General features: G+C 73.6%; 18 protein-coding genes. 3 read left to right on the forward strand and 15 right to left on the reverse strand.

The window, feature by feature from the left end:
• Positions 1-30 precede the first annotated feature (30 nt).
• The 10 genes from ACPYN7_RS11190 to ACPYN7_RS11235 form a co-directional block, all read right to left on the reverse strand.
• Positions 31-1,101, reverse strand: a complete 1,071-nt coding sequence (locus ACPYN7_RS11190; protein ID WP_424347718.1) for a LacI family DNA-binding transcriptional regulator — start codon at positions 1,099-1,101, stop codon at positions 31-33.
• Positions 1,101-2,588 (reverse strand): glycoside hydrolase family 1 protein, encoded by a 1,488-nt coding sequence (locus ACPYN7_RS11195; protein ID WP_424347689.1) that lies wholly within the window; start codon positions 2,586-2,588, stop codon positions 1,101-1,103. The genes ACPYN7_RS11190 and ACPYN7_RS11195 overlap by 1 nt, the downstream gene beginning before the upstream one ends.
• Positions 2,585-3,526: a carbohydrate ABC transporter permease gene (locus ACPYN7_RS11200; RefSeq protein ID WP_058872838.1), complete on the reverse strand. Its 942-nt coding sequence runs from the start codon at positions 3,524-3,526 to the stop codon at positions 2,585-2,587. Before ACPYN7_RS11200 ends, ACPYN7_RS11195 begins: the two co-directional genes overlap by 4 nt.
• Entirely contained in the window at positions 3,523-4,512 is a 990-nt protein-coding gene (locus tag ACPYN7_RS11205; RefSeq protein ID WP_424347690.1) for a carbohydrate ABC transporter permease, read from the reverse strand. The genes ACPYN7_RS11200 and ACPYN7_RS11205 overlap by 4 nt, the downstream gene beginning before the upstream one ends.
• Positions 4,513-4,515: 3 nt before the next feature.
• A complete protein-coding gene (locus tag ACPYN7_RS11210; protein WP_424347691.1) occupies positions 4,516-5,826 on the reverse strand; it encodes an ABC transporter substrate-binding protein in 1,311 nt (436 codons plus the stop codon).
• Positions 5,827-6,266: 440 nt separating this feature from the next.
• Positions 6,267-6,407 (reverse strand): hypothetical protein, encoded by a 141-nt coding sequence (locus ACPYN7_RS11215; RefSeq protein WP_157571263.1) that lies wholly within the window; start codon positions 6,405-6,407, stop codon positions 6,267-6,269.
• 32 nt (positions 6,408-6,439) lie between these two features.
• A complete protein-coding gene (locus tag ACPYN7_RS11220) occupies positions 6,440-7,507 on the reverse strand; it encodes an FAD-dependent oxidoreductase (protein ID WP_424347692.1) in 1,068 nt (355 codons plus the stop codon).
• Positions 7,508-7,699: 192 nt separating this feature from the next.
• Positions 7,700-8,398, reverse strand: coding sequence for a GAF and ANTAR domain-containing protein (locus tag ACPYN7_RS11225; protein ID WP_424347693.1), 699 nt, complete (start codon positions 8,396-8,398; stop codon positions 7,700-7,702).
• 133 nt (positions 8,399-8,531) lie between these two features.
• Positions 8,532-9,458 (reverse strand): alpha/beta hydrolase, encoded by a 927-nt coding sequence (locus tag ACPYN7_RS11230; protein WP_424347694.1) that lies wholly within the window; start codon positions 9,456-9,458, stop codon positions 8,532-8,534.
• A gap of 25 nt (positions 9,459-9,483) precedes the next feature.
• Entirely contained in the window at positions 9,484-10,032 is a 549-nt protein-coding gene (locus tag ACPYN7_RS11235) for a CueP family metal-binding protein (protein ID WP_424347695.1), read from the reverse strand.
• 146 nt (positions 10,033-10,178) lie between these two features.
• On the opposite strand from ACPYN7_RS11235, the gene ACPYN7_RS11240 reads away from it, so the two are divergent.
• The gene (locus ACPYN7_RS11240; protein ID WP_424347696.1) at positions 10,179-11,075 is read left to right on the forward strand and encodes a hypothetical protein; all 897 of its coding nucleotides are present in this window, start codon (positions 10,179-10,181) and stop codon (positions 11,073-11,075) included.
• Positions 11,076-11,251: 176 nt separating this feature from the next.
• On the opposite strand, the gene ACPYN7_RS11245 is transcribed toward ACPYN7_RS11240, so the two are convergent.
• Positions 11,252-11,614, reverse strand: a complete 363-nt coding sequence (locus tag ACPYN7_RS11245; RefSeq protein WP_058872830.1) for a YciI family protein — start codon at positions 11,612-11,614, stop codon at positions 11,252-11,254.
• 35 nt (positions 11,615-11,649) lie between these two features.
• A complete protein-coding gene (locus ACPYN7_RS11250) occupies positions 11,650-11,994 on the reverse strand; it encodes a nuclear transport factor 2 family protein (RefSeq protein ID WP_424347697.1) in 345 nt (114 codons plus the stop codon).
• A gap of 215 nt (positions 11,995-12,209) precedes the next feature.
• On the opposite strand from ACPYN7_RS11250, the gene ACPYN7_RS11255 reads away from it, so the two are divergent.
• Both ACPYN7_RS11255 and ACPYN7_RS11260 read left to right on the forward strand, forming a co-directional pair.
• Positions 12,210-12,848, forward strand: coding sequence for a hypothetical protein (locus ACPYN7_RS11255; protein WP_368824510.1), 639 nt, complete (start codon positions 12,210-12,212; stop codon positions 12,846-12,848).
• Positions 12,849-12,931: 83 nt separating this feature from the next.
• Positions 12,932-13,090, forward strand: coding sequence for a hypothetical protein (locus tag ACPYN7_RS11260; RefSeq protein WP_157571262.1), 159 nt, complete (start codon positions 12,932-12,934; stop codon positions 13,088-13,090).
• Positions 13,091-13,223: 133 nt separating this feature from the next.
• On the opposite strand, the gene ACPYN7_RS11265 is transcribed toward ACPYN7_RS11260, so the two are convergent.
• The 3 genes from ACPYN7_RS11265 to ACPYN7_RS11275 form a co-directional block, all read right to left on the reverse strand.
• The gene (locus ACPYN7_RS11265) at positions 13,224-14,111 is read right to left on the reverse strand and encodes a polysaccharide deacetylase family protein (RefSeq protein WP_424347698.1); all 888 of its coding nucleotides are present in this window, start codon (positions 14,109-14,111) and stop codon (positions 13,224-13,226) included.
• 23 nt (positions 14,112-14,134) lie between these two features.
• Positions 14,135-15,103, reverse strand: a complete 969-nt coding sequence (locus ACPYN7_RS11270) for an asparaginase (protein ID WP_424347699.1) — start codon at positions 15,101-15,103, stop codon at positions 14,135-14,137.
• A gap of 117 nt (positions 15,104-15,220) precedes the next feature.
• Positions 15,221-16,183 carry a hypothetical protein gene (locus ACPYN7_RS11275; RefSeq protein ID WP_424347700.1) on the reverse strand — a complete coding sequence of 321 codons (963 nt, stop codon included), beginning with the start codon at positions 16,181-16,183 and terminating at the stop codon, positions 15,221-15,223.
• Between the last annotated feature and the right edge of the window lie 10 nt (positions 16,184-16,193).

Raw genomic sequence — 16,193 nt, forward strand, 5'->3', positions numbered from 1 at the left:
GTCGCCGCGTCCGGACCGCACCCTGCCCGCTCAGGAGGCGGGGGCCGGCGCTGCACCGCTGCTCTCCCGCACGACCAGCTGGGCAGGGTAGACGCACGGCGCCGGGTGCACCCCCGGGGAGTCGATCTCCTCGAGGAGCATCTCGCAGGCCTTGGCGGCCATGGCCTGCATGGGCTGGGTGACGGTCGTCAGCGGAGGCACGGCGGTCGCCGCCAGGGCGTGGTCGTCGTAGCCGACCACCGCGACGTCCTCGGGGACCGACCGGCCCTGTTCGCGCACGGCCTCGATGACCCCGAGGGCCATGAGGTCCGAGGCGGCGAAGACGCCGTCGAGCTCGGGAGCCTCCTCGAGGAGCCGCAGGGCGGCCGCCCTGCCGCCGGCCGTGGTGAAGTCCCCGTGCGCCACCGGCCCCTCGGGCAGACCGGCCTCGCGCAGTCCTTCCCGCCACCCGGCGAGCCGGTCCGCGGCCGCCGTCATGTCCGGGGGGCCGGCGACCGTCCCGACCCGGGAGCGGCCCTGCGCCGCGAGGTGCCGTGCGGCCAGCCGGCCGCCCTGGTAGTTGTCGGTGTCCACGTAGGTGACGCCCGGCTGGGCGTCCCAGGGGCGTCCGACGAACACCGTGGGGAGGCCCGTGCCCGGCAGGGACGTGGACCAGGGGTCGGCCTCGTGGTGGGAGACCACGATGGCGCCGTCCACGTGGCCGCCGCGGAGGTACCGCAGCGCCCGTCCCGAGTCGTCCCCGATGCGGGACATGAGCAGGACCAGCTGCACGTCGGTCTCCCGGAGTGCGTCGGTGATGCCCGTGATGATCACGGCGAAGAACGGGTCCGCCATGATCCGGATGTCCGGCTCCGGGATGACCAGCGCGATCGAGGAGGTGCGCCGGGTGACGAGACTGCGGGCCGCGCGGTTGGGCGTGTAGCCGAGCTCGACGACGGCGGCGTCCACGGCCGCCTGGGCCTGCGGGCTGACCCGGTCCCCGCCGTTGATGGCGCGGGAGGCGGTCGACCGGGACACGCCCGCCGCAGTGGCGATGTCCTCCAGGGTGGGGCTGGACCGCCCCGCGCCGGCGTGGCCCGGCCGGATCCGCTCAGTGTTCATCATGCAGACGATACGACACCCGCCGGCGTCGCGGGCTCCTGGGAGGCCGCCGCCGGCACCGCGTTGGCCGCGGCCACGGAGGCGTACCAGCGGGCGCTGGCCTTCGGGATGCGGCGCTGGGTCTCGTAGTCGACCCGGACCAGGCCGAAGCGCTGGTGATAGCCCCACGCCCACTCGTAGTTGTCCATGAGGGACCAGGCGAGGTATCCGCGCACGTCCACGCCGTCGTCGATGGCGTCCTTGACGGCCCGCAGGTGGGCGTCGAAGAAGTGCAGCCGGTCCTGGTCGTCCACGAACCCCGAGGCGTCGGGGGCGTCGTCGTAGGCCGCGCCGTTCTCCGTGATGAACACGGGGATGCCGGCGGGACCGGTGTACTCCTGCTGCACCCGGTTCAGCAGCCGGCGCAGTCCCTCGGGCTGCACCTCCCAGCCCATCCCGGTGACCGGCAGACCCCGCGGCACCGAGCGCACGCCGTCGGCCGCGACGTACGGGGAGGAGACGGGACGGCTCGGCGGAGTGTGGCCCTCCGGCGCGGAGGGGGCGTCCGGCGCGGAGGGGGCGTCCGGCGCGGCCGTGGTCAGGGCCTCCCCGTGGTAGTAGTTGATGCCCAGCACGTCGAGCGGTGCGGCGATGACGCCGAGGTCACCCTCCTGGACGTGGTCGGCCAGGCCGAGGTGGCGCACGTCCTCGAGGACGTCGGCCGGGTACTCCCCCCGGAACAGCGGGTCCAGGAAGATGCGGTTGAACTGCCCGTCGATGCGGCGGGCGGCGTCCCGGTCCGCGGCGCTGGCCGGGTCCAGCGGATCGGGCACCGTGAGGTTCAGGGTGATCCCGAGAGTGGCCTCCGGGTCGCGCCGCCGCAGCTCCTGCACGGCCAGGCCGTGCCCGAGCAGCAGGTGGTGGGCCGCCGCGAGCGCCGCCCGCGGCTCCTGCCGGCCCGGGGCGTGGACGCCGGCCGCGTAGCCCAGGAAGGCCGAGCACCACGGCTCGTTGAGGGTCGTCCAGATCCGCACGCGGTCCCCGAGGGCCTCGTGCATGACGGCCGCGTACTCGGCGAACCGGTGGGCGGTCTCCCGGTTCGTCCAGCCCCCCCGGTCCTCGAGAGCCTGCGGGAGGTCCCAGTGGTAGAGGGTCAGCCACGGCTGGATCCCGGCCTCGAGGAGCTGGTCGACCAGGCGCGAGTAGAACGCGATGCCCTCGGGGTTGGGCGTGACGCCGTCCGGCACGCACCGCGCCCACGACGTGGAGAAGCGGTAGGCCTGCAGGTGCAGTTCCTGCATCATGGCCACGTCCTCGGCGGAGCGGTGGTAGTGGTCGCAGGCGACGTCCCCGTTGTGGGCGTCGGCCACGGCCCCGGGGACCCGGGCGAAGACGTCCCAGATGGAGTCCTGCCGGCCGCCCTCGTGGGCGGCGCCCTCGATCTGGTAGGCGGCGGTGGCGGCGCCCCAGACGAAGTGCTCGGGGAACGTAAGCGGTGTGGTGCTCATCCTTTGACTGCTCCTTGCATGATTCCGGAAACGAGTTGACGGCCTGCGACCACGAAGAGCAGCAGCAGCGGGACGGTGGACAGCAGTGCTCCGGTCAGGACGACCGAGTAGTCCACGAAGTGCGCGGACTGCAGCAGCTGCAGGGCCACCGGGAGGGTGGGGTTGGAGGGGTCCAGCACGATGAAGGGCCAGAAGAAGTTGGTCCAGGTGGCCACGAAGGTGAACAGGGCCAGCATCGCCGCCGCCGGCCGGGCGGCGGGCAGGCCGATGTGCCAGAACGCCTGGATCATCGACGCGCCGTCCATCCGGACGGCCTCGATGAGCTCGTCCGGCAGCGCGTCCCGCAGGTACTGGGTCATCCAGAACACCCCGAAGGCCGTGACGACGCCGGGCACGATCACGGCCCAGAGGGACCCGGTCCACCCGAACTTCGCCATGACGATGAACAGTGGGACCACGCCGAGCTGGGTGGGCACGGCCATGGTCGCGATGACGAAGACCAGCAGCCCCTTGCTGCCCCGGAAGCGGAGCTTGGCGAAGGCGAACCCGGCGAGCGTGGAGAACAGCACGACCGACGCCGCGGTGACCGTGGAGACCAGGACGCTGTTGCCCATGGCCTTCCAGAACGGGATGCTGTCCATGACCTGGGCCGCGTTGGCCAGGAAGTTCCCGCCCGGCACCAGCGGCACGCCCCGGCTCAGCACGGTGCTGTCGTGGCTGCCGACCAGCAGGGACCAGTACAGCGGGAAGAGGGCGCCCAGGACCACCGCGCCCAGGAAGCCGTAGGTGAGGAACCCGGGCCGGCGCATCCCGGCTCCCGGGCCGGGGCGCCGTCCGCGTCCGCGGGGGCCCCGGCCGCGGAGGCCGCGGGCGGCGCCGCGCACGGCGTCGCCGCCCGCGATGCGCTCGAGCGGTGCTTCGGGGGAAGAGGTGCTCATCTTCGGCCTCCCTGGTGGGCGATCCGCCGGGTGATGAGGAAGTTGGCCAGGGAGATCAGCACGATCAGCAGGAACAGCAGCCAGGCGACGGCCGAGGCCCTTCCGAAGTCGCGCTGGCCCCAGCCCAGCTCCCAGATGTACATGGTCAGGGTCTGCCACTGTCGGTCCGCCCCGCCCAGGCCGTACTGGTCGAAGACCCGGGCCTCGTCGAAGATCTGCAGCCCGCCGATGGTGGCGGTGATGACCACGAAGATGATGGTGGGCCGCAGCATCGGCACGGTGATGGACAGGAACTGGCGCAGCCGCCCGGCGCCGTCGATCGTCGCCGCCTCGTAGAGATCCCGCGGGATCGCCTGCATGGCCGCGAGGAAGATCAGGGCGTTGTAGCCGGTCCAGCGGAAGTTCACCATCGTGGCGATGGCGAAGTGGCTGGCCAGGGGTTCGGAGTGCCACCGGACGGGGTCCAGCCCCACGCTCGTCAGCAGCTCGTTGACCAGGCCGAACTGGTCCGCGTAGAGGTTGTTGAAGATCAGGCCCACCGCCACGGGCGCCACCACGAAGGGGACGAGCACGCCCATCCGCCAGAAGGTCCTGGCGCGCAGGTTCGCGTCGAGGGCCGCAGCGATGGTCAGCGCGAGGACCACCTGGGGCACCGAGGAGAGCACGAAGATGCTGAACGTGTTCCCCAGGGCGTTCCAGAAGAACGGCTGGGCGAGGACGAACTGGTAGTTCTCCAGGCCGGTGAACGTGCCCTGCCCGCCGATGAAGTCCCAGTCGTGCAGGGACACCCACGCGGTGTAGAGCAGCGGGAACAGCCCGGTGAGGGCGAACAGGACGAAGAACGGCGAGATGTACAGGTAGGGCGAGAGCTTGACGTCCCACCGGGACATCCGCTGGGAGAACGCCAGGCGCCGGACGGCCTTCGGGGGCCGTTCCGGCCGACGCTGCCGGGCGGGGGGCGCAGGTCGGAGATCGGTGACAGCCACGGGTCAGAGCGCGTTCACCGCGGTGACGAACTTGTCCCACGAGGAGGCGGCGTCGTCGGTGCGGTCCACGTCCACGCGGGTCAGGGCCTGCTGCATGGCGTCGTTGATCGGGAAGTACTTCGGCCCCTTGAACGGGGTGACCTCCACGGCCTGGGCGCGCTCGGCGAAGATCTCCCCCGAGGGCGCGTCGCGGAAGAACGGGTTCGTCTGGCTCAGCAGCTCCTCGCTCTCCAGCGCCTCGACCTGGCTCGGGAAGTTGCCCTTCGCGGTGAAGGCCTGCACCTGCTGCTCCGGGGCGGTCAGCCAGTCGGCCAGCTTCTTCGCCTCGGCCTGGTGCCCCCCCTGGGTGGGCACCGTCAGGTAGGACCCGCCCCAGTTGCCCCCGCCGCCGGGGAAGACGTTGGCGATGTCCCAGCCCTCGACGCCGGCGGCGTTGCCCTCGATGATGCCGAGCATCCAGCCCGGGCACAGCATGGTCGCGAAGGCGTCGGACTGGAAGCCGGCGGCCCAGTCGTCGCTCCACTGGCCCAGGTGCGCCGAGAGGTCGTCCTCCGTGGAGGCCTCCAGGACCTGCTCGTAGACGGCCTTCACCTCCGGGTTCTCGGCGGCGATGACCGTGCCGTCCTCCTCCTCGTAGGCGTTCTGGACCTGGTTGATCATGCCCTGGTAGGTGGCCCCGGCGGAGTCGTACCAGGCCACGTCCTCGTTCTGGGCCACGAAGTCCCGGCCCACCGAGAAGTAGTTCTCCCAGTCCCCGCTGAGCAGTTCGGCGACCTCCTCGCGCTCGCTCGGCAGGCCCGCCTCCTCGAAGAGGTCGGCGCGGTAGCAGACCGCCTCCGGGCCGGAGTCGGTGCCGTAGCCGATCAGCCGGCCGTCGGTCGTGGTCGCGGCCTCGGTCTTCCAGTCCAGCCAGCGTCCCTCGACCTCGGGGTCCGTCAGGTCGGCGAACTGGTCCGGGTACTCCATCAGCTCGGGCAGCCAGTCCACCTCGATGGCCTCGATGTCGGACAGGCCCGAGCCCGCGGCCAGGCGGGTGGTGAGGTTGTCGCGGGCCTCGTTGGAGGTCGCGGCCTTCTTGTGCTCGATGGTCACGTTCGGGTTCTCGGCCTCGTACTCCTCGAAGAGCTCCTCGTAGCCGAACTCGTTGAACGTGGCGACCGTGAGGGTCACGTCCTCGGTGCCGGTCTCGCCGTCCACCCCGGCGTCCTCGGAGGCGGCCCCGGCACCACAGCCGGTCAGCGTCAGGGTCAGGCAGGCCGCTGCGGCCGAGAGGGCGGTGGTGCGTGCTCTGGTGCGCACAGGTGACTCCTTCATCGTCAACGGGACGGGTCCTGCCGGCACCGGACCGCGCACAGGCTGCTTCCCGCGGCCCCGCACGTGCCGGTCGACAGCGGCGCCCACAGTGTGGGAGCGCTCTCACCCGTGTGCCTACTGTGCGTGAGGTGCACCACATTGTCAAGCACGAGAATTGACCTATGGCGATAGCTATTGATAAAGGGGGGAGCCCTGACGAGGGCTGTTTCCCACGGTCTGCATGTGGAACCGCTCCCACCACGCACGCCGGTCCGGCCCGCCTGCACTTGCCCGTGCCGGCAGCAGGGATCCGGCGTCCCGAGCGCGCGTCACGTCGCGGGCGGGACGGGAACGGAACGCCCGGCACCCATGCGCGAGCCCCGGCGCACCGCTGCGCCGGGGCTCGTCCGTGCTCCGCCGTGACCGGGGGCCCGCCTCGAACCGCGGGGCCCGGAACGGGCTCAGTCCTGCTGGTCGGACTCCTCGTTCTTGGCGTCCCCGTGCTCGTGCGGCACTGGGGTCATCTCGGTGGACATGTCGGCGTCGTCGTTGGAGGCCGCGTCCTCGATGGGATCCGGGCCGGAGGTCGGCTGCTCGCTCACTGGGGGCTCCTTCGTCGGGAGGGCTGGTGCCCTCAGCCTACGGCCCCGGCCGGAGCCGTGGACAGCAGCCGCACCGCCTCGCGGGCGGCCGCCCGTCCCGCGCGCGTGGCGCCGAGGGTCGAGGCCGAGGCGCCGTAGCCGACCAGCAGCACCCGCGGCTCCCGGAGCACCCGCATCCCGTCCGTGCGGATGCCGCCGCCCGGTTCGCGCAGCCCCAGGGGGGACAGGTGGTCGAGGGCGGGGCGGAACCCGGTGGCCCACAGGATCGCGTCCGCCCGGACCGCACGGCCGTCGGCGAGCAGGACGCCCTCGGGCGTCACCGCCCGCAACGGTCCCGCGGAGACGAGGATCCCCGCGTCGATCCCCGCCCGGTACTGCGGGGTCAGGGGCAGGCCGGTGGCCGAGACCACGCTGGCCGGCGGCAGCCCCGCGCGGGTCCGCGCGCCGACCCGGCGCTCGACGTCCCGCCCCCAGTCCGGGTCGAACTCCCGGTCCGTGAAGCGCGGCGCCCGGCGGGTGACCCACGTGGTGGTGGCGCCCGCCTCCGCCAGCTGGAGCAGGAACTGCACTGCCGATGTGCCGCCGCCCACGACCACCACGTGCCGGCCGCGGAACTCCTCCGCGGACCGGAAGTCGTGGGTGTGCAGCTGGCGCCCCCGGAAGGACTCCCGCCCCGGGTAGTACGGCCAGTACGGGCGGTCCCAGGTGCCGGTGCCGTTGATCACCAGGTCCGTCCGCCAGGTGCCGGCGTCCGTGACCACCTCGAGCGGTCCGTCGTCGGACTCCGCCTCGACCCGGCGCACCGCGACGGGGCGGTGGACCGGGAGCCCGAAGCGGCGTTCGTACTCGCCGTAGTAGCGGGTGACGACGGCGGAGGCCGGCTCGGTCGGGTCCGGCTCCTCGAGGGGCAGCCCGGGCAGGTCGTGGATCCCGTGCGCGCCGCCGAAGGTGAGGGAGGGCCAGCGGTGCCGCCACGCCCCCCCGGGCCCGGGGTTGGCGTCCAGGACCACGAAGTCCTCCTCGGGGGCCAGGCCCCGGCGCTGCAGGTGGTGGGCGGCCGAGAGTCCGGCCTGCCCCGCCCCGATGACCACGACCCGCATGCCACGCTCCTCATTGGTTGATGTATCACCAACTGCGGAACGGGTGACGGCCCCGGACTATTCCGGCCGCGGCCCGGGCACCGGCGGGGCGCCGGCGGGGTGCCGGCTGCGGGAAGGGATCGGAGCCGCGCTCCGGCACCGGCCGCACGCCGGTGCCCTGGCGACCGTCACCTCGTCCACCACTGGCACCCTCTACAGCCGCGGGTCGTCGGCGTGGCCCGCCACGCACGCGGCGAGGACGATGACGGGCATCTTCCGCCGGCGGGTCTCCGCGAGCAGGAGCCGGCGCGCCGCCTCCCGGTCGATCTGGTGGCGTTCCATGAGGATCCCCACCGCGATGAGGATCACCTGCCCGTCGGCCAGCGCGGACGTCAGCGAGGTCGACAGCCGGTGGATCTCGCCCGGCTCCTGGGCCGCCCCGAGCAGCGTGGCCGCGGCTCCGGCGAGCAGGTCCAGCAGGTGCTCCTCGTGCTCGGTGAACGCGTGGAGGCCGGAGGCGTACACCTTGATCGCCCCGACCTCCTGCCCGCGGAAGACGAGCGGAGTGCTGAGCACCGATCCCAGCCCGGTGGCGACCGCCGCTTTGGCCCAGTCCGGCCACCGGGTGTCCTCCGCGGTGTCGTCCACCCGTTGCATGCTCACGGTGTCCCACGCCGTGAGGCAGGGTCCCTGGCCCAGTTCGTACTGGAGGCGGTCCAGGGCCTCCACGGCCGGGTCGGTGGCCGCGGTGGTCCTCGGCCGCCCGTGCTCGTCCACCAGGGTGACCCCGGCCCCGGTGGCCATCGGGATCAGATCGCGGGCGACCTCGGCCAGCTGGGCCACCGCGGCGGTGGCCGCCGGGGCGTCCAGCAGCATCCGCTGCACGTGGGCGATCGCAGTGGTCAGCTCCATGGACGACACCTCGGACTCCACGGGGGACCCTCTCCTCGCCACGGCACCGGATGGGTTTCCACCGCACCCGGGAAGCACAGGCTTCCATGATGCCTCACCACCGTCTTCCCGGTGCCTCGCCGGGGCGGAATTCTCAGGCCCGGGACGGGCCCGTCCCCGGTCGGTCCACCGCCGGGGACGGCACCCGGAGCAGGGAGCGCACGTGCCGGACCGCCCGCCGGGCCTCCGGGGTCCACCAGGCCCCCACGTAGACGTGGAAGGCGCCGGGCTCGTAGAGCAGCTTCCCGGCGTTGCCCGCCCGGGCCAGGTCCCGGGCGAAGGCCAGGGCGTCGGCGGCGAGGATGTCCTGGCCGCCCTGCACCACGTGCACCGGCGGCAGCCCGGCCACGTCCCCGTAGAGCGGACTGACCAGCGGGTCCGTGAGCTCGCGGTCCCGCGCCCAGGCCGCCGCCATGGGGACCACCTGGTCGGTGCTCAGCATGGGGTCGTGCGGGTCGATCTCCCGCACGGCCGGGTGCGTGGCTGAGACGTCCACCGCCGGGGAGAAGCCCACCACGTGGTCGGGCAGCCGCTGCCCGGCGTCCCGCAGGCGCATGGCCAGCCCGATCGCCAGGCACCCGCCCGCGGAGTCCCCCGCCACCACGACCCGGTCCGTGCCGGGCCGGGCCACGAGGTCGGCCCAGGCGGCGGCGAGGAAGTCGTAGCCCTCGTCCACGTGGCCCTCCGGGGCCAGCCGGTAGAGCGGGACCGTGACCGTGGTCCCGGTGTCCTGCACGAGCTCGCGGACGATCCACCAGTGCGCCGGCAGCAGCGGGTTCACGAACGCCCCGCCGTGCAGGTAGATCAGGTGGGACCCGTCCGCCCCGGCGCGCGGGGTCAGCCGCAGCAGCGGGCGCCCGGCCACCTCGGTGCGCTCCACGGCGTGCGAGCGCCGCAGGCCGGCCGGGATCCTGGCCGGCTCCGGATACCGGCGTCCGTGCAGCTGCTCCACCGGGGTCCACGGCTGCAGGCGCGTGCGCAGGCGGACGGCCCGCGACGTCACGGCCATGCTGATGCTCATCCGCTCTCCTTCCCCCGGGGCGGGCTCAGGCGAGCCGCACGGTCGTGAGGCACGTGGGGCTGTCGGGGGAGGTCGCGAACTGCTCCACCGCCGTGCCCCGCTCCGAGCCGATCTCCAGCGTGCCGGTGATGTCCTTGGGCAGCCAGAAGCCCACGAACCCGTTCTCGTAGCTGGTCACGGTCTCGTCCACGAGCACGGCCCCGGAGTCGTCGGTGATCCGCACGTCGAAGTCCTCGCCCACGAGCTCGCCCTGGCACCCGGAGAGGCTGTGGGAGAAGCACTCGTGCGTGGTGGTGGTCCACGGGGCCACCGCGAGGTAGAAGCGGTCCTCCGGCATGGGCAGGGCCGTCTCGGTGCTGCCGTCGCTGAGGACCACCTCGTCGTAGGTCACGGAGCCGGCGAGTCCGGCGGCGCGGTCCTCGTGCGTGCGGTCGAGCTGCTCGACCACCTCCTGGGTGCTCGCGCCCTCGAGCCCGTGCTCCCGCAGCAGGGCGTCCTGCGCGGAGCCGCCGCCGGCGCAGCCGGCGACGAGGAGCAGGACGGCGGCGGACGCGGACAGCATGGCGGATCTCATGGGCCCATGATATCGGGGGCGGACCCGGACTCCCGCTCCTGCGCGGCGCTCCGGGACGCCGGGAGTTTCCTGTGGGACCGGTCACAGATCCGGCCCCGGAGGCTAGAGTGGATGTCCAGTGGTGTCAGGGTTCGGGAGGATCCGCCATGCAGAACACCGAGAACAAGGACGTCTCCGGGATCACGCTCCTGGTCGCCGGGGCGGTTGTCCTGTCCGTGATCTCGTTCGTCCTCGTCAACCTGGGCACGATCCTTCTCGTCCTGCTGGCCGCGGCCGCCCTGTGGCTGCTCGGCGTGCTGCTGCGGGCGCTCGCCCGCTCCCTGGCGGAGCGCGCGCGGGCATGGCTGCGGGGCACGCCGCAGAGCCCCGCACGGTCCGGCGCGGGCCCCGGTGCGCGGCCGGCCGGCCGGGCCGCTGCGAGGAGCCCCAGGAAGAGCCCTCGGAGGAGCAGCGGGAAGTCGGTCGCGAAGACCGCCGAGCAGGCCCGGCGGAGCGCCGTGGAGGACATGCGCACGGCCTGGATCCGGTGGCAGCTCGGCACCCTCCCGCCGCAGCAGCGGCGCGGGGACGCGTCCTTCGTCGCCGCCCGGCTGGCCGAGGTCCCGCACGCGGACTGGGACGCGACGCGGCTCCGGCGGCACGGCCAGGCGCTGTGGTGCGTCCGGGACGCGTCCGCCCGGACGCCCCTGCACGGGGAGCTCGAGGCGCGCCTGGACCGGGTCGCCGCCATGATCTCGGAGCTCACCGACGAGGAGTTCGACACCCACTGCGGCCAGACCGACGAGCAGTACCTCTACCACCCGGACCGCGCGGTCCGGGCCGCGTACCTGGCGGGCGGATCGCAGGCCGTCGAGACCATCATGGGCACCATCACCGCCGTCCGCGCCCAGGTCCGCGAGGACGCGGCCGCCCGCGCGGCCGCGGACTGCCTGGCGCGCGAGCGCAACGCCGCGCTCCGGGCCCTGCGGGAGACCCGCCGGCCGGCCCGGCCGCGGGACGCCCACGCCGCCTGGGAGGCGCAGGCCGAGCAGATCGGCCGGTGAGCCGCCGCGTCCGGGGCGGCACCGGCCAGCATCGGGTCCAGCATCATCCACAGCAAGCACTCGACGAAGCCGAGCAGCACTGGGAGGAGCTTCCGGGTCATCCGCTGCTGTGCTTCACGGAGTCGGGTCGCACCCCACGGACAGGACACGCCGGACACCGGGACCGCGGGCGGAGGCTACGCCAGGTGCTCCGCCGGCTCGCCCTGGAACTCGCGCACCTCCACGGGGAGGGTGGTCGCCCGCGCCAGTTTCCGCCCCCACTCGATGGCGGCGTCGTAGTCGGGCGCGGCCACGATGCAGATGCCCCCGGCGTGCTCGTCCTCCCGCTCGTACGGGCCGTCCGTGGTCACCACGTCGTCCCCGTGGAAGCGCACGACGACGGACGCCTCCGCCCGGTCCAGGCCCCCGGCGAAGACCCACGCCCCGGCCGCCCTGAGCTCCTCGTTGAAGGCCGCGACGTCCCGCATCACGGGTTCGAGGACCTCCGGGGCCGCCGGCCCGCCGTCGGGCTGTTCGATGCTGAGCAGGTAGTGCTTCATGGCGAGCCTCCTGGGCGTCGGATGGTCCTCGGAGTCTACGGTCGCGGCGGCCCGCCGAAATAGACCCGGGCCTCCAGCACGCGCCCGTCCCGCACGGTGATCGCCTCCATGTTCTCGAAGATCCCGCCGGTCCTGAGCTCGTACTCGTAGCGGACGAACACCAGTCCGGGCTCCGCCTCGACCACCTGGAGCAGGTCCTGCCGGGCCACCCGGTCCGCCGTGGGGAAGCAGCGCTCGAAGTACGCCGCCCGGTCGATGCGGTCGTCCTGCGGGGAGGTGAAGCGGAACCCGTCCCCGACGAGCTCGCGGGCCGCGGCCTCGTCCTGCGCGAGGTAGGCGGCGAAGAGCCGCCGGACGACGTCCGTGCTGCCGGTGGTCATGCCCGCAAGCTACTCCCGGGCGGGGAGCGGGACAAGCACGGTCCCGGCCCGGCCGGCGGGCTCGGCGGCCCTGCGGTGCCGGGGCCGCCGGCTCCTCGTCGTCGGCCCCGGCCGGGACGCCAACGGTGCCGGCGTCCCGGGATCCCGCCGCATGGACCATCATGGGAGGTCCGAGGGACCGCTCACGCGTGCGTCCCCGCCCGTCAGGAGGACCCGTGCCCAAGAGCAAGCCCCGCAAGAAGGCCGCCGCCAAGAAGAAGCAGCAGCGGCGGGAGTTCCACGCCGCCGCCGGCGCCCGCACCGTCGACGTCGAGGGCGCCGAGCAGGGCACGTGGGACGACGACGCCCACGAGCTGCTCGTCGCCCGCGGCTGGGTGGCCTACCGGGACCTGGAGATGGACCAGCTCGGCGACGGCTGGGAGTGGCTGCCGTCCCAGCTGCCCCTGGACGCCGGCGTGGGCGGGGAGCCGGGGCCCACCACCGTGTTCGCCGCGGCCGAGGGCGGCTACGACGTCGAGCTGGCCAACGCCAACGGCTCCGTGGACCCGGACCGCGCGGGCCACTACGACACCCTCGAGGAGCTCGCCGCGGACCTGGACAGCCTCGAGGCCTGGCGCGTGCCGGCCGGCGAGTACGTCCTGCCCGACGTCCCGACCTTCTCCGCGGACACCCCGTGGGCGATCTGCCAGCTGTGGGCCGGCGGGATGATCGACCACTGGGAGCTCGCGGCGGACCTCCTCCACTTCCCGTACGAGGAGACCGAGGAGGGCTTCGCCGCGGTCGAGCGCGCCCACCGGACCGGGCTGATCCCCGCGCAGCTCTACGCCGCGATCCGCGCCGGACGGGCCGCGTAGCGCGGCCCGATCCCTTGTCGGGGCTCCGGGCGCGGCGTAGCGTGAGCCGGGACCAGCACCCTGCTGAGCACACGAGGAGCGGCATGAGCGAGACGACCCCGGACCCGGCCGAGAACAAGCCCTCCCAGGCCGAGGGGGACCTGCCCGAGGACCAGAGCGTGGAGCCGGCCGTCGACCCGGACGACAACAAGCCCTCCCAGGCCGAGGGGGACGCCCCCGCGGACGCGCCGGGCGACGACTGACCCCCGCACCAGGACGCCGGGCGCCCCGACCGGGGCGCCCGGCGTCCTCGTGCGCGGGCTCCGGGCGGTCACGCCGCGGGCGTGCCCGGGGCCCCGGGGACCGGCCGGTCCCCGGAGCGCTCCGCGCGCACGCTCACCCGGAGGTGCGGGGGTGGCGGGCGGCGAAGTCGCGGGCGACGTCCTCCATGAAGGCGAACTCCACGCCGTCGTGGCCGGCGATGTGGTCGAAGAGCCGCTCGAGCATCAGCAGGTTCTGCGGCCGCCCCGAGACGTCCGGGTGGATGGTGATCGGGAAAACGCCGTAGTCCATCTCCCGGTAGACCCAGTCGAACTGGTCCTTCCACAGCTGCTCGACGTCGCGCGGGGACACGAAGCCGTGGCTGTTCGGGCTGGACTTGATGAACATCATCGGCGGCAGGTCGTCCAGGTACCACGAGGCCGGGATCTCGATCAGGTCCGTCTCCTCACCCCGGACCAGCGGCTTCATCCACTCCTTCGCCGAGGCCGCCTCGTAGTCGATCCTGGTCCAGGTGTCCCCGACGCGCACGTAGTACGGGGTGTGGTCGTCGTGCATCAGCGAGTGGTCGTAGAGGAACCCGCGCTCGAGCAGGATCTCGTTGGTCACCGAGGAGAACTCCCACCACGGGGCCACGTAGCCCACCGGCTTCCTCCCCGACCGCCGCTCGATGAGATCGGTGCAGTAGTCGAGGATCTCGGTCTCCTGCTGCCGGGTCATCGCGATCGGGTTCTCGTGGGAGTACCCGTGCACGCCGATCTCGTGCCCGGCGGCCACGGTCGCGTCGAACTGCTCGGGGAAGGTCTCGACGGAGTGCCCGGGCCAGAACCAGGTCACCGGCATCTCCCGGCGCTGGGCCAGCTGGAGCAGCCGCGGCACCCCGACCTCGCCGGCGAAGAGCCCGCGGGAGATGTCCCCCGGGGAGTCCTCCCCGCCGTAGGAGCCGAGCCAGCCGCCGACGGCGTCCACGTCGATGCCGACCGAGACATAGATCTTCTTGGACATGCTTCCTCCTGGTGGGTCGGTGTTCAGCAGTACGGCCGGAAGGCCTCGGGGAACTCGTGGACCGGGGTGCCGTGGGCGACGAGCAGTGCCGCGAGGATCCTCGCCTGGAAGGGGTTGAGGTCCCCGGACGGGACCGCGCCGGTGGCCACGAGGTCCACGCCGCCGCCGTTGCCGTAGACCGGCAGCACGGGCCCCCAGGGGACACGGGAAGCGAGCACCACGGCGCACCCGGCCCCGACCGCCCGGCGCACCGCCTCCGCGAAACCGGGGCCCGCGTTGCCGGTGCCCGAGCCGGCGAGGACCACGGCCTGCGCCCCCGAGCGCACCGCGAAGTCGAAGAGCTCCGGGGTCGCCCCGGGGTGGGCCGTGACGATCTCGACGCGCGTCGTGTCGAAGGCCGGCGGCGGCGGGGGCAGGGCGGGGCGCCGGACCGGTGCGGCCGTGACGACGAGCTCGTCCCCGGCCAGGTGCGCGACCTCGACCCCGCCCGCGAACGGGTCGGCCGCGAGGGTGTGGGCCTTGCGGGCGCCGCGGGCGGAGCGGACCGTGCCGGCGAAGGAGATCAGCGCCCCGCAGCCGCGCAGCCGTTCGTCGGCGGCGGCCAGCACCGCCTCGCCCACGTTGCGCGGCCCGTCCGGTGCCGGGCTGTCGGCGGGCTGCTGGGCGCCGGTGAGGACCGTGCTCTTCGCGCTGTCGTGCACGAGGTCGAGCAGGAAGGCGGTCTCCTCGAGGGTGTCGGTCCCGTGGGTGACCACCACCCCGTCGGTGGCCGGATCGGCCAGCGCGTCCCGGACCGCCTCGGCGATCGTCCGCAGCTGCCCCAGGGTGAGCCGGTAGCTGCCGGTGGTCAGCACGTCCCGGGCGGTGACGGTCAGCTCCCCGTAGCGGTCCTGCGCGAGGTCGGCGGCGGTGTCCGTGGCCACCGAGCCCTGGTCACCGGCGCCCCGGGAGGCGATGGTGCCCCCGGTGCCGAGCAGCTGGACGTGTGCCACGGTGCGCCTCCTCGGTCCGCCGGTCCTGCGCGGGCCGCGCCTCCCGACCGCCGGGGCGCACCCGCTGTGGTCCCCGACAGTAGGCGAGGCGGCCGCGCCGCGCCACACCCGGCGGGGTCAGCTCCGGCGGCGCGCGTCCCCGCCGGAGCGGTGCTGCGCGCCCGCGCCGTCCTTGGGCGCCCACCCGGACAGGCCGAGGAGGTCGGCCACCTCGCGGTAGTGGCTCGTGGAGAGGATCCCGAAGCCGGCCTCGACCGCCCGGCGGTAGTAGTGCACGTCGAGGGCGTCGGCGGGCAGGTTCTCGTCGTAGCGGTGCAGCTCGAGGCGCATGGGCACGTTCCAGCTCCGCATCCGCAGGCTCTCCTCCATGTCCGGGACGTAGTGGCCGGCGAACCCGACCACCCGGCGGAGGTCGGGCACCTCCCGCCGGACGTCGTCGACCGTGGGCAGGCCGTCGGGGTGGGTGGGGACGAAGTAGACGAGGTCGGGCGCGATCCTGCGGTAGACGGCCAGCTCCGTCAGGCCGTTCACGCCGACCACCACCTGGCTCTCGGCCCGGTGCGTGCGGACGAGCTCGACGACGGCCTCCGGGGCCACGTTCCTGACGTCGAGCCACAGCACCGCGCCGGCCAGCACCGCCCAGGTGAGGAACTCCGCGGCCTCCCGGATGGGGAACCGGGTGACCTCGCCGTAGTTGTCCACGAGGTGCTGGCTGAGCACGTAGTCCGCCGACTGCTCGCTCACGGGGCCGGCGCCGGTGCTCCCGTGCCCCATGACGGCCTCGTGCAGGACCACGCACCGGCCGTCGACCGTGGTGCGCAGCTCGATCTCGATCATCGTGCGGGCCCGGGTGGCGAGGACGTTCCGGGCGGACTCCAGCGCCGAGCAGGGCCAGGACCCGTCGGGGTGGTAGCCGGCGCGGCGGGCCAGCAGGAGGGGACCGTCGCTGACCAGGCGGTCGTGGCGGGTGTAGGCGGCCAGCTCGGCCGGCGAGTCGAAGACGATCGAGTGCTCTGCTGCTCGCGGCCCGTCGGTGCCGGCGTGGTAGGGCGGGTGCGGGCGGCGGTGCTCGTTCGGCATGGGAACTCCT

Origin of the sequence: Kocuria sp. CH-021 (assembly GCF_049716185.1) — a bacterium.
GTDB classification, from domain to species: domain Bacteria; phylum Actinomycetota; class Actinomycetes; order Actinomycetales; family Micrococcaceae; genus Kocuria; species Kocuria cellulosilytica.